The 12897-nt window shown below is 61.7% G+C and carries 9 protein-coding genes and 1 riboswitch; of the genes, 1 reads left to right on the top strand and 8 read right to left on the bottom strand.

Annotation, left to right across the window (positions count from 1 at the left end):
• Nucleotides 1-44: 44 nt before the first annotated feature.
• The 8 genes from ahcY to G7048_RS07360 all read right to left on the bottom strand — a co-directional run bounded on the left by ahcY (nt 45) and on the right by G7048_RS07360 (nt 11407).
• Nucleotides 45-1463 carry an adenosylhomocysteinase gene (gene ahcY / locus G7048_RS07325; protein WP_166067499.1) on the bottom strand — a complete coding sequence of 473 codons (1419 nt, stop codon included), beginning with the start codon at nt 1461-1463 and terminating at the stop codon, nt 45-47.
• 81 nt (nt 1464-1544) lie between these two features.
• Nucleotides 1545-1618, bottom strand: a riboswitch (S-adenosyl-L-homocysteine riboswitch).
• Between the two features lie 26 nt (nt 1619-1644).
• Nucleotides 1645-2358: a response regulator gene (locus G7048_RS07330; protein WP_166067500.1), complete on the bottom strand. Its 714-nt coding sequence runs from the start codon at nt 2356-2358 to the stop codon at nt 1645-1647.
• A 38-nt stretch (nt 2359-2396) separates the two neighbouring features.
• Entirely contained in the window at nt 2397-5114 is a 2718-nt protein-coding gene (locus tag G7048_RS07335; RefSeq protein ID WP_240933204.1) for a DUF4118 domain-containing protein, read from the bottom strand.
• 27 nt (nt 5115-5141) lie between these two features.
• Nucleotides 5142-7223 carry a potassium-transporting ATPase subunit KdpB gene (gene kdpB / locus G7048_RS07340; protein WP_166067502.1) on the bottom strand — a complete coding sequence of 694 codons (2082 nt, stop codon included), beginning with the start codon at nt 7221-7223 and terminating at the stop codon, nt 5142-5144.
• Nucleotides 7224-7228: 5 nt separating this feature from the next.
• Entirely contained in the window at nt 7229-7930 is a 702-nt protein-coding gene (gene kdpC / locus G7048_RS07345) for a potassium-transporting ATPase subunit KdpC (protein ID WP_166067503.1), read from the bottom strand.
• An 89-nt stretch (nt 7931-8019) separates the two neighbouring features.
• Entirely contained in the window at nt 8020-9726 is a 1707-nt protein-coding gene (gene kdpA / locus G7048_RS07350) for a potassium-transporting ATPase subunit KdpA (RefSeq protein ID WP_166067504.1), read from the bottom strand.
• Nucleotides 9727-9854: 128 nt separating this feature from the next.
• A complete protein-coding gene (gene kdpF, locus G7048_RS07355) occupies nt 9855-9953 on the bottom strand; it encodes a K(+)-transporting ATPase subunit F (protein ID WP_166067505.1) in 99 nt (32 codons plus the stop codon).
• A 155-nt stretch (nt 9954-10108) separates the two neighbouring features.
• Nucleotides 10109-11407: an MFS transporter gene (locus tag G7048_RS07360; protein ID WP_166067506.1), complete on the bottom strand. Its 1299-nt coding sequence runs from the start codon at nt 11405-11407 to the stop codon at nt 10109-10111.
• Here G7048_RS07360 and G7048_RS07365 point away from each other — a divergent pair.
• Nucleotides 11406-12896 (top strand): hypothetical protein, encoded by a 1491-nt coding sequence (locus tag G7048_RS07365; protein WP_166067507.1) that lies wholly within the window; start codon nt 11406-11408, stop codon nt 12894-12896. The genes G7048_RS07360 and G7048_RS07365 overlap by 2 nt on opposite strands.
• Nucleotide 12897 lies beyond the last annotated feature (1 nt).

The raw sequence follows: 12897 nt of genomic DNA on the forward strand, positions 1-12897 counted from the left end.
GCTGTATTGGCGGCCTCAAAACGAGAAGCCGCCCCAAGCGTCAATCAATAACGGTACGTATCTGGCTTGTATGGACCGTTCTTGTCCACGCCGATGTAGGCAGCCTGCTCAGTGGTCAGCTCGGTCAACACAGCGCCCACCTTTTTCAGGTGCAGACGCGCGACCTTCTCGTCCAGAATCTTCGGCAGCACGTAGACCTTGCCCACTTCGTAAGCATCAGGCTTGGTGAACAGCTCGATCTGGGCGATGGTCTGGTTCGCGAACGAAGACGACATCACAAAGCTGGGGTGACCCGTGGCGCAGCCCAGATTCACCAGACGGCCCTTGGCCAGCAGCGTGATCTTCTTGCCGTCGGGGAACGTGATCTGGTCGACTTGCGGCTTCACTTCTTCCCACTGGTACTTCTCGATCGAAGCGACATCGATTTCATTGTCGAAGTGACCGATGTTGCAGACGATGGCCTGGTCCTTCATCGCAGCCATGTGTTCGTGGCGGATGATGTCCTTGTTGCCGGTGGTGGTCACGAAGATGTCGGCCTTGTCGGCAGCGTATTCCATCGTCACGACCTTGTAGCCTTCCATCGCGGCTTGCAAAGCGTTGATCGGGTCGATTTCAGTCACCCAGACTTGGGCCGACAGCGCGCGCAGCGCCTGAGCCGAACCCTTGCCCACGTCGCCGTAACCGGCCACGCAAGCAACCTTGCCAGCGATCATCACGTCGGTGGCGCGCTTGATGCCGTCCACCAGCGATTCGCGGCAGCCGTACAGGTTGTCGAACTTCGACTTGGTCACCGAGTCGTTCACGTTGATCGCGCGGAACAGCAGCGTGCCCTTGGCGGACATCTCGTTCAGGCGGTGCACGCCGGTGGTGGTTTCTTCCGTCACGCCCATGATGTGAGCGCCCTTGCGGCTGTACCACGTTGCGTCTTGCGCGAGCTTGGCCTTGATGGCGGCGAACACGATGCGCTCTTCTTCGCTCGTGGGGTTGGCCAGCACGGACAGATCCTTCTCGGCCTTCTTGCCCAGATGCATCAGCATCGTGGCATCGCCGCCGTCGTCCAGAATCATGTTCGGGCCTTCGCCTTCGGTGCCAGCGGCGCCGAATTCAAAGATGCTGTGGGTGTAATCCCAGTAGTCTTCCAGCGACTCGCCCTTGATGGCGAACACAGGCGTGCCGGTGGCGGCAATCGCCGCAGCGGCGTGGTCTTGTGTGGAGAAGATGTTGCACGAAGCCCAGCGCACGTCAGCGCCCAGAGCCTTCAGGGTTTCGATCAGCACGGCCGTTTGAATGGTCATGTGCAGCGAACCGGTGATGCGTGCGCCCTTGAGCGGTTGCGACTTGGCGAACTCTTCGCGGATGGCCATCAGGCCGGGCATTTCGGTTTCGGCGATCCTGATTTCCTTGCGGCCCCAATCGGCCAGGGAAATGTCGGCAATCGCGCGATCTTGAGTCTTGGTGTCCATGGTTTTCTCTCCAATGAGAATCTGCAAAAACCACGTTCTGGGGGAGCAACTTGAAAAAGCTGCGTCTCACCGCACAGAAAGCGTGGGTGAGCGTCGTTGCCAAAATGTTGATCCGAGCCTCACGCCTGACTGGCGCTGCAACGCTCCTCGGAAAACGCGGATTATACCGGGAGCTTGTGACTCACGGCTGAAGCCCGACTAATCTGTAGCCGACCTGCAATTCGGTGATCAAGTGCTGCGGCTGCGCCGGATCGGCCTCGATCTTCTGGCGCAGATTGGCCATGTGCACCCGCAGGTAGTGGGCGCGGTCCAGATATTCAGGCCCCCAGACCTGCAGCAGCAGTTGCCGATGCGTGAGCACCCTGCCCTGCCCGGCGATCAGCGCAGAGAGCAGCCGGAACTCGATGGGCGTGAGATGCACCGCCTCGCCCGCGCGCTGCACCTCGTGCGTCGCCAGATCGACCAGCACATCGCCAAACTGCACGCGGCTGCTCGGTGCGCCGGTCTTGCCCGCCGCCAGTTGTTGCGAACGGCGCAGCAACACGCGCAGCCGCGCCATCAGCTCGGGCACGCCAAACGGCTTGGTCAGATAGTCGTCGGCACCGGCATCGAGTGCAGCCACCTTTTCTTCTTCACGCTCGCGCGCCGACAACACCAGCACCGGCACGGCAGACCAGGAACGCAGTTCTGCGATCACCGATTTGCCATCGGCATCCGGTAGCCCCAGATCGAGAATCACCGCATCGGGCTGACGGCTCGCCGCCTCGATCAAACCACGCTTGGCCGTCTCTGCCTCGAACACCAGCCAGCCCTCGTCTTCCAGCACCAGCCGCACAAAACGGCGAATGCCCGGATCGTCTTCAACGAGCAGGATGCGGGGCGTGGCTTGGTTCATTTCGGGCAGGGCTGGCAAGAGAAAATCGGTGCACTGAATTATGGTGCGGGAGGCAGATCGGTCACCATATCTTCGAGAGATGGCGGCGCTTCCAGCGGAATGCGAATGGTGAACACCGTTCCGGGACCGGGCACGGCGGTCTCCACATCGATGTCGCCGCCATGCGCCTGCACGATGCGCTGCGCAAGCGTGAGGCCCAAGCCGATGCCCGACACCGAAGACTCCACCACGCCGCGCTTGAACGGCTCGAACACTTCCTGCGGGTCCATGTGCGCAGGCAAACCGGGCCCGCCATCTTCCACGCTCAGCATCAACTGCGACGCATGGGTGCGCGCCCGCACGCGAATCGGCGTTCCGGCAGGCGTGTACTTGATCGCGTTGTCGACCAGATTGACCAGCACGCGCTCCATGAGCACCGCGTCGAGCCGCACCATCGGCATGCTCGGTTCCAACTCGGTCTTCACCGGATGGTCGATGAGCCGGTCACGCAACTGGTGCAGCGCGCTGCCGATCACCTCTTCCACCGGCCACCATTCGCGCTTCAGATGCACACCGCCCTGCTGCAGCCGCGCCATCGCCAGCAGGTTGTCCACCAACTGCTGCATCGACAAGGCCTGTCGCTGAATCTGCCGCACCATGTCGAACGTGACGCCACTGCTCGCATGACGCTGCGCCACATCGGCCGCGCCCAGAATCGACGTGAGCGGCGTGCGCAGATCGTGCGACACCGCCGACAGCAGCGTGTTGCGCATGCGCTCGCCCTCCATCGCAATCTGCGTCTGCTGCGCGATCTCGACAAAGTGCACGCGCTCCAACGCCAGCGCAATCTGGCTCGCGCAGGCCTGCAGCAGGCGCTGTTCTTCTGGCACGTCCAGACGCTCGGGCGAGCGCAGTTCCAACACCAGCACACCGCGACCGCGCACCGGTGCAAGCAGGGGCACATACAGCGCGCTCGATGCCGCCAGCGTATCCGTTCCGCGCCCTGCCATCTGACCATGCTCCATGGCCCAGCGCGCCAAACTGGCATCCATCGTGCTCGCGCTGCCCGGCACCACGCGCAGCTTTTCATCCAGATCGGGCAACAGCAAACCGGCCTTCGCATCGAACACGCCGGAGACCGTGGAAAGCGCAATCTCCGCAATCTGCTCCTGCGTAAGCGCGCCCGACAGATCGCGCGCCAAACGCGCCAGCGCACCCGCTCTGCGTTCACGTTCGGCAGCAACCTGCGCCTCGTGCCGCAGCCGCGCCATGAGTTGCCCGCACACCAGCGCCACACCGAGCATCAGCGCAAAAGTGAAGAGATACTGCGTGTCCGCGATGTTGAACGAGCCACGCGGCTGCACAAAGAAAAAATCAAAGCACAGCACCGCCAGCAACGCCGCCCACGCGCCCGGCCCACGCCCCCAGCGCAAGGCAGACAACACGACGATGAGCAGAAACAGCATCACCACGTTGGCGGGATCGAAGACCTGCAGCAGCCATTCCGCCACCACCGTTCCCGCAAAACAGGCGGCCGTTGCGCCCACATAGCCCGCCCAGCGCACGGGCTTGCGGCGCGCAGTTGAGGCGGCCAGTGGCGCCTCCGACGCCTGCGCTGCCGCGCGCGTGGAAAGCACCAGCACATCCAGTCCCGAATCGAGCTGCGCAATGCGATCGGGCATGCTGCGCGCAAACCAGCGCATGGGCGACCACGCAGCCAGCGGCACCTGCGCCAGCACCAGATGGCTGGCGTTGCGCTCGCGCGCGAACGTCACCAGCGCCTGCGCCACGTCGGCACCGGGAATGGTTGCCGTTTCCGCACCCAGTCGCGCGGCCAACGCCAACGTCTTGAGCACGGCGGCCTGGGCACTTTGCGGGCGGTGTTGGCGCTGCGGCGCGTCCACGTAAACAACCACCCAATCCGCTTCCAGCCGCCGCGCCAACCTCGCCACCTGCCGCACCAGCGCGTCGTCTCCGGCACGTCCGCCCACTCCCACCAGGAGCCGCTCTCGCGTGGGCCAGACGTTGCCGATGGAGCGCTCGCGCCGGTAGTCGCGCATGTCCTCATCCACGCGGTCCGCTGTGCGGCGCAGCGCCAATTCGCGCAATGCGAGCAGGTTGCCGCGCCTGAAAAAATGCCGCGATGCACGCTCGGCCTGTTCGAGCTGGTAGACCTTGCCGTCCTTCAATCGCCGCAGCAATTCGTCGGGCGAGATGTCCACCATCACCACTTCGTCGGCATCGTCGAAGATCTGATCGGGCACGGTCTCGCGCACCTTGATGCCGACGATGCCGCTCACCACATCGTTCAAGCTCTCCAGATGCTGCACATTGAGCGTGGTCCACACGTCGATGCCGGCATCCAGCAATTCGTCCACATCCATCCAGCGCTTGGGATGGCGCGATCCCGGCGCGTTGCTGTGCGCGAGTTCATCGAGCAGCAACACATCGGGATGCCGCGCGAGCGCCGCATCGATGTCGAATTCCTTGAGCTGCTTGCCCTGATAAGTCACATCGGAAAGCGGCAGCAACTCCAGGTTGTGCAACTGCTGCGCGGTCTCAGAACGCCCATGCGTTTCGACCAAGCCCACCAGCACCGAGCGCCCCGTCTGCTGCTCGCGCTGCGCGGCCGACAACATGGCGTAGGTTTTGCCCACGCCCGCGTTCGATCCAAAGTAAATGCGCAGCTTGCCGCGATGCGCGCTCGCCTGCTCTTCCTGCAGACGAGCGACCAGCGCGTCGGGATCGGGACGCAGATCGTCTATTTCTTGGGGCATGCTGGGCATATCAAAGCAAGCGTAGCACTAGACCAGCCCCATCGCGGCAATCAACATATCAATCAGCTTGATGCCCACAAACGGCACGATCAATCCGCCCACACCGTAGATCAGCAGGTTTCTGCGCAGCAAAGCTGCCGCACCCACTGCGCGATAAGGCACGCCGCGCAAGGCCAGCGGAATCAGCGCGATGATGATGAGCGCGTTGAAAATCACCGCACTCAAAATCGCCGATTCGGAACTGTGCAGACCCATCACGTTGAGCGATGCAAGCTGCGGATACGTGCTCACGAACGCCGCCGGAATGATCGCGAAATACTTGGCCACGTCGTTCGCCACGCTGAACGTGGTGAGCGCGCCGCGTGTCATCAGCATCTGCTTGCCGGTCTCCACCACCTCGATGAGCTTGGTCGGATTGCTGTCCAGATCGACCATGTTGCCCGCCTCTTTCGCAGCCTGCGTTCCGCTGTTCATCGCCACCGCCACATCGGCCTGCGCAAGCGCGGGTGCATCGTTCGTTCCGTCGCCCGTCATCGCCACCAGACGGCCAGCAGCTTGTTGCGTGCGGATGAGCTGCAGCTTGTCTTCGGGCCGCGCTTCGGCCAGGTAGTCATCCACGCCCGCCTCCGCCGCAATCGCAGCGGCAGTGAGTGGGTTGTCGCCGGTGATCATCACGGTCTTGATGCCCATGCGGCGCAGCTCCGCAAAGCGTTCGCGAATGCCGTGCTTGACGATGTCCTTCAGCTCAATCACGCCCAGCACGCGTGCGTTGTCGGCCACCACCAGCGGCGTGCTGCCGCGGCGCGAAACCTCTTCGACGATCTTCAGCACACCTGCCGGAAACTGCCCGCCAAGCGCCTCGACATGCTTCTTCACCGCGTCCGCTGCCCCCTTGCGCAGCGCACGCGGGCCTGTGCCGTCGCGCATGTCCACACCGCTCATGCGCGTCTGCGCGGTGAACGGAACAAACGTCGCGTTGAGCGATTGAAGCTCGCGTTCACGCAGGCCGTGCTTTTCCTTGGCAAGCACCACCACGCTGCGGCCTTCGGGCGTTTCGTCGGCGAGCGACGCCATCTGCGCCGCATCGGCCAACTGCGCGGCAGAGATGCCGGGTGCAGGCAAAAACTCGCTGGCCTGGCGGTTGCCGAGCGTGATCGTGCCGGTCTTGTCGAGCAGCAGCACATCGACGTCGCCCGCAGCCTCCACCGCACGGCCCGACGTGGCGATCACGTTCGCCTGCATCATGCGGCTCATGCCCGCCACGCCAATCGCAGAAAGCAAACCGCCGATGGTCGTGGGGATCAAACAGACCAGCAACGCGATCAGCACCGTCAAACCGACGACCGTGCCCGAACCTGCCTGCTGCACGGCGAACGCGGAATACGGGCTGAGCGTGACGATCACCATCATGAACACGAGCGTCAGGCCGACCAGCAGAATCGACAGCGCCAACTCGTTCGGCGTCTTCTGGCGCTTGGCCGATTCGACCATGGAAATCATGCGGTCGAGAAACGACTCGCCCGGGTTCACGGTAATCTGCACCACCAGCCAATCGGAGAGCACGCGCGTGCCGCCGGTGACCGAAGAGAAGTCGCCACCCGCCTCGCGGATGACGGGCGCGGATTCGCCCGTGATCGCGCTTTCATCCACCGACGCAACGCCTTCGAGCACCGTGCCATCGAGCGCGACGGTGTCGCCCGCCTCGATCAGAATCACCGCGCCGGAACGCAGCTCGTTGGCGGGCACGGGCGTCCACTGCGCGCCGAACTGCGGCTTGGTCAGCAGCTTGGCGACGGTGTTGCGCTTCATGCCGCGCAGGCTCGCCGCTTGCGCACGGCTGCGGCCTTCGGCCAAGGCTTCGGCGAAGTTGGCAAACAGCACCGTAAACCACAACCACAGCGCAATCAGCAAGATGAATCCCGCTGGTGCTTCACCCTCTCCGCGCAGCGCCTGCACCCACAGCAAGGTGGTGAGAATTGCGCCCAGGTACACGACAAACATGACCGGATTGCGCCATTGCGCACGCGGTGTGAGCTTGCAGATCGACTCCCACAAGGCATCGCGCGCCAGGCCCGCTTCAAACAGCGGCAAGGTGGATTTTCTGGACATGGTGCTCACTCCTTCTTGTGGTTGTCGGCACTGCCGCGCACGGCCAATGCATCGAGCGCGATATTGAGTTCCAGCACGTTCACGCGCGACTCGCCGAGCAGCCACAGATCGCGCGGCTGCACCTGCGCATCGAGCAGATCGGCCACCTGCTTTTCATTCAAGCCACGCGCCTTCGCGACGCGCTCGACCTGGTGCCTGGCATTGGCGACCGAGATATGCGGATCGAGCCCCGAAGCCGATGCGGTGACCGCATCCACAGGCACGCGATCCTGCGCACCCATGTTGTTCATTGCGCGATAAGCCTGCACGCGTTCGGTGACTGCGGTTTCCAACAACTGGCTGGTCACGCCCTGATTGCTGGCGGCAGCAAGCGCCGCGTTGTAAGGCGCGCTGATGGTGATCGTCGCGTCCTTGGGATCGGGCGCGGTGGTCACGCTGGGGCGACCTTGAAAGTAGTTCGCACCCGTGAAGTTCTGCCCGATCAGCGACGAGCCGATCACCTTTCCGTCCTTCACTATCAGACTGCCTTCCGCACGGTGCGGAAACACCGTTTTTGCGACAAAGGTGGTAACCAGCGGATAAGCCAGCCCCGTGACGATGCACAGCGCCACCGCTGCGCGGGCGCACTGTCCCATGGTTTGGCCCCAAGTCGTGCGCTCGTGTGCGACGACATTCAGAGCCACATTCTTTTGAACAATGGTGTTCATGACAATCTCCTGCGGGCGGCCTTCGAGGCCGCACCGCTCAACAATCCTTGGCTTGGTTGCTTGGTAACTTGGCTAAAGCCGTTCGTGCATCACGAATACAGCTTGCCCGCCAGCATCTGCAGGTGCTCGACCACCGGGCCCAGTGCCAGCGATGGCAGAAACGTGAGGCCACCGACCACGAGAATCACGAAGACCAGCAGCCCCATGAACAAAGGTGTGGCCGTCGGGAAGGTGCCCGGTCCCGGCGGAACTGTCGCCTTGGCGGCCAGGCTTCCGGCCACGGCCAGCATCGGCAGCATGGTGAGGAAGCGACCGAACAACATCGCCAGGCCAATCGTGGTGTTGAAGAACGGCGTGTTGGCGTTCAAACCCGCAAACGCGGATCCGTTGTTGGCCGTGGCCGAGGTGTAGGCATAAAGAATCTCGGAGAAGCCGTGCGGGCCATGATTCGCCAGACTGGCATTGGTATCGGGCCAGACTGCGGCGAGTGCAGTGAACCCCAGCACGCATGCGGGATGCGCGAGCACCGCCAGCATCACCAGTTTGATTTCGCGCGCCTCGATCTTCTTGCCCAGAAACTCGGGCGTGCGGCCAATCATCATGCCCGCGACGAACACGGTCAGGATCGCGTATTGAATGAGGTTGATGATGCCCACACCATCCCCACCGAACACGCAGTTCAGCATCATCAACGCCAGCGGCGTGATGCTGGCCAGCGGCGTGAGCGAGCTGTGCATGGCGTTCACCGAACCCGTGGTGGCAGCGGTCGTCGTGGTCACGAACAAGGCCGTGTCGGCGATGCCGAAACGCAGCTCCTTGCCTTCCATGTTTCCGCCCGGCTGAGTGGTGCTCAAGGTCTGATCCGCACCGGCACGCGCCAGCAGATCGCTGCCGCTTTGCTCGGCATGGAAAGTGAGCGCCAGAAAGCCGATGAACATCACCATGCAGGCACCGAACAGCACCCAGCCTTGGCGACGGCGCAGCAGCATCGAGCCGAACGCATAGGTCAGCGCAGCCGGAATCAGCAGCATCGAGAAGATATGCACGATGTTGGTGAGCGGCGTGGGATTCTCGAACGGATGCGCCGCATTCATGCCGAAGAAGCCACCACCGTTGGTGCCTATGTGCTTGATGCTTTCCAGGCTCGCGATAGGGCCCATCAGAATGTTCTGCGTCGCGCCTTCCAGCGTGGTTGCGCTGACTTGCGAAGTCAGCGTCTGCGGCATGCCCTGCCACACGTAGAACAGCGCCACCACAAAGCACAGCGGCAGCATCACGCGCCACAGCACGCGCAGGTAATCCACCCAGTAATTGCCCACATCCTTGGCATTGGTTCGCGCCAATCCGCGAACAAAACCCGCGCCTACGGCCACGCCGGTCGTCGCACCCGCGAACATCAAAAACGTGATCACCACCATCTGCGTCGCGTTGGAGAGGCTGGCCTCGCCCGCATACGACTGCCAGTTGGTGTTGGTGATGAACGAAGCCGCCGTGTTGAACGCCAGATCGGGCGCCTGCGCCGCATTGCCCAGTTCGTTCAACGGCAGACTTACCTGCAGCCGGAGCAGCAGATAACCGAGCAGCATCATCAGCGCGTTCGACACCACCAGCGCGATGCCGTAGCGCTTCCAGTCCATGCGCTCATCGGGATTCACGCCAATGACGCGGTAACTCCAGCGTTCGATGAACCAGTGCGATTCACCCGTAAAACAATGGGCAAGCCATTTGCCCATCACCACGGTCAGCGCGCCCACCAGGAGCAATACCACCGCATATTCAAGCCAAACCATCCACATGTTCGTACCTCCTTGAATTCAACCAAACGATCAAAGACGTACCAATGCGGCGATCAGACCGAGCATCCCGCCAAAGCAGGCCACGGTCAGTGCGACGTAGACAAGATCCATCATGGTGCGGCCCCTTGTCAAAATTTTTCAGGGCGCACAAGCGCATAGCCGAGGTAGGCAAAGAGGCCCAGGGCCACCGCTACCGCGATCCAATCAATCCAGTTCAGACTCCACATTTCTTTCTCCCACGGCGCGATTTGGCCACGCCCATTGACGATGGGAGAACTGTAGAAATCGCCGCGTCAAGAACGGATTGAGAATGACGCGGGCGACATCAAGATGGCATCAAGATGCCCTGTGAACAAGGATAGGGTAGGGATAAGGACAAGGATCAGGCGGTCTTGGCCGATGCGGCTGCGACCTTGGCAGCCAGGCGCTGCACACGCCACGCAAACCCGAACACGACGGCCAGCACGACCAGCGCCATCGCGCCCACGCCACTCCAGCCCATGTGATTGAGGAACCAGCCCGCGCCCGCTCCCAGAATGCTGGAGCCCATGTAGTAGCTCCACAGATAAAGCGACGAAGCGTGCCCCTTGTTCTGCGCCGCCATGCGCCCCACCCAACCGCTCGCGATCGAATGCGCGATGAAGAAACCTGCGGTGATCAACACGATGCCGAGCACGATCAGCGCAAGACTCGTGACGTGGTGCCCGATCATCGTGCTGAGCACGCCCGCCGTCATGATGGACGCGCCAACGATCAGCACCTTGCCGCGCCCCATTCGATCCGCAAACGCGCCCGCCAGCGGCGAAGCGAACATGCCGAAGATGTAGGCGTAGAAGAAATAGCTGATCTGCACCTGACTCAAGCGATACGGCTCGTCGCTCAGCAGAAAGCCAGCGTAGTTGTAGATGCTGACGAACACGCCCATCAGTCCGAACGAGATGACGAACAGCGACACCAGCCCCTCATGCCGCAGATGCTGCGACCACGCCTTGATGTGATAAGCCGCGCCCAGCCCCGTCTTGCGCACGAAATTGCGTGACGGCGGCAACAACCAGATGAAGCCGAACGCCACCAGCAGATCCAGCACCGACAGCGCCGCCAGCGCATGCCGCCAGCCAAAGAAATCCGTCAACACACTGGTGCCGATCCGCCCCACCATCCCGCCAAACGCCGTGCCGCCCACATACAGCCCCATCGAAAAGCCCAAGCCTTTGGGATCGATCTCTTCAAACAGATAGGCCATCACCACCGCAGGCACACCGCCAAGCAGAATGCCTTCCAGCAAACGCGCCGCGAGCAACGCATGCCACTGCGGCAAGAACGAAGCCGCCAGATTGCACAACGCCGCCAACGCGAGCGACACAAAAATCAGCTTGCGCCGCCCCAGCCCTTCCGACAACGCACCCGCCACCACAATCGAAATCGCCAGACTGGCCGTGGTCAGCGACAATGCCAGCGCGCTTTGCGCAGGGCTTACCTGATAAGTTGCCGCCAATTCAGGCAACAGCGGTTGCACGCAATACAGCAGCGAAAACGTGGCAAAGCCCACCAGAAACAGGGCCAGGCTGACACGCCAGTATTCAGGGGTGCCGCGTTGAATCCATACCGGAGCCTTGGGTTCGGCTTGCAGAGAAGAGGCCGTGGATGCGCTGGAATGAGCGTCCTGGACGGTACGATTCATGGACAAACGAAAGAAGAAAACGAGAGCAATGCAAGATTGTGCACCTCAAGAACAAACTTCGCCCCATGCGGCGAGATTGCCCGGACAAGCGCTCGGTGCAAGCACGTCCGTGCGCAAAGGCTTAGCGATCAATGCACTGACCACTTTTTGGTTGCTTCTCAGCCTTGTTTATCTGGCATGGCTGATCGTTTTCTGGCCAGGTGTCCTGGGCGAAGACAGCGCAGCCATCCTCATGGAAGTGGACAAGCCCGAATTGTTTCGATCGGGCAAGAGTGTCTTCTGGTACTACTTCGTGCGCGGCACATACGGCGTCACCCATCGGGTGGAGTTGCCCATCCTGATCCTGATGCTGTTGTGTGCATTCTTCTTTGCACGCATGTTGGCCTGGCTCTGGGAACGGGGATGCAAAAAAACGTCCATCTTCTTGCTTCTGTACATCTGCATGACGCCCCATATGGTCTATTTCACGGGGACGCTCTATCCGGATGCCATTTTTGCCGTTGCATCCACGGCATTGCTATTTGAACTCTGGCTGGTTTGCACCCACCGTCGGCTGACGCGGATGTCCTTCTGGGTTCTTGCTCTGGCCCTGCCCTTTGCCATATTCGCCCGCGCCAACGGCATTCTTTTTCTGGTGCCCACCGTGCTCGCCATTCTGTTTGTGCGTGGCAAAAGTCGCTACGTGCTTGCGGCCTTGATTGCCTTCTGGTGCGCGCTCAGCTTCGTTGGCTCACAGTTTCACCGCTCAACGGCGCAGAGCGCAACGCACTCGCTCGTCCTTTTTGAAACGGTCAAGCTGATGCACCCACGCGCAATGAACGACTTCTGGAGGCAGATGCCTGGCATGAATGATCCATGGGTTCTGCAGGCCCCCAAGCTGTCACCGCGCACCCTGGAAATTCTTGAGGGATACCGCCCCAAGGAACTGTATTTGGCCTATTCCGATCCGGCCTATTGGGACATGCTGGTGTTTCATCCCTCCGGCCCTCAATTGCTGGGGCTGACCGAAGAGCAGAACCGCGAACTGACGCGCGAATTCTTCCGCTACAACCTTTGGCACAACCTTCCGGACGTGATCGGTAGCCGCGTCAATGTCCTGCTTTCCGCCGCATTGGCCCAAGGGGGATTTCCCGCACTCAACTATGCGCCTTATGTTCTCAACCGCATCAAAACCAAATCCAAACTGCGTCGCTTCGGCTTGGTTCAAGCCGAAAACGCATTGCGGGACGTCCACAAACACAGCTACCAGTTCCGATGGCTGCTTTGGACACCATGGCTCGGCCTGGGTCTGTTGCTGCTCGTGTTGTGGAAGGGTGTCCAGTCCAAGAACGGGCCGATATTGCTGGTGAGCGTATTCGCTGCGCTCCAGTTTGCAGCCATCGCGGCATTTGCCTCCGCAGGCGAGTATCGGTATTTGCTGCCGTTCTTCACATTGCCGCTCGCATTGATTCCCATGTTGCTTGCAACCAAACCGGCCAAGACAAGCTAGT

This window comes from Diaphorobacter sp. HDW4B, from assembly GCF_011305535.1.
GTDB lineage: Bacteria > Pseudomonadota > Gammaproteobacteria > Burkholderiales > Burkholderiaceae_C > Diaphorobacter_A.

What these genes read in the sequence shown, in the direction of transcription:
- kdpF (WP_166067505.1), bottom strand. Translation starts at nt 9,953, where the DNA reads ATGTGGAGTCTGAACTGGATTGATTGGATCGCGGTAGCGGTGGCCCTG.
- kdpB (WP_166067502.1), bottom strand. Translation starts at nt 7,223, where the DNA reads ATGTCCAGAAAATCCACCTTGCCGCTGTTTGAAGCGGGCCTGGCGCGC.
- kdpA (WP_166067504.1), bottom strand. Translation starts at nt 9,726, where the DNA reads ATGTGGATGGTTTGGCTTGAATATGCGGTGGTATTGCTCCTGGTGGGC.
- G7048_RS07365 (WP_166067507.1), top strand. Translation starts at nt 11,406, where the DNA reads ATGGACAAACGAAAGAAGAAAACGAGAGCAATGCAAGATTGTGCACCT.
- ahcY (WP_166067499.1), bottom strand. Translation starts at nt 1,463, where the DNA reads ATGGACACCAAGACTCAAGATCGCGCGATTGCCGACATTTCCCTGGCC.
- G7048_RS07330 (WP_166067500.1), bottom strand. Translation starts at nt 2,358, where the DNA reads ATGAACCAAGCCACGCCCCGCATCCTGCTCGTTGAAGACGATCCGGGC.
- G7048_RS07360 (WP_166067506.1), bottom strand. Translation starts at nt 11,407, where the DNA reads ATGAATCGTACCGTCCAGGACGCTCATTCCAGCGCATCCACGGCCTCT.
- kdpC (WP_166067503.1), bottom strand. Translation starts at nt 7,930, where the DNA reads ATGAACACCATTGTTCAAAAGAATGTGGCTCTGAATGTCGTCGCACAC.
- G7048_RS07335 (WP_240933204.1), bottom strand. Translation starts at nt 5,114, where the DNA reads ATGCCCCAAGAAATAGACGATCTGCGTCCCGATCCCGACGCGCTGGTC.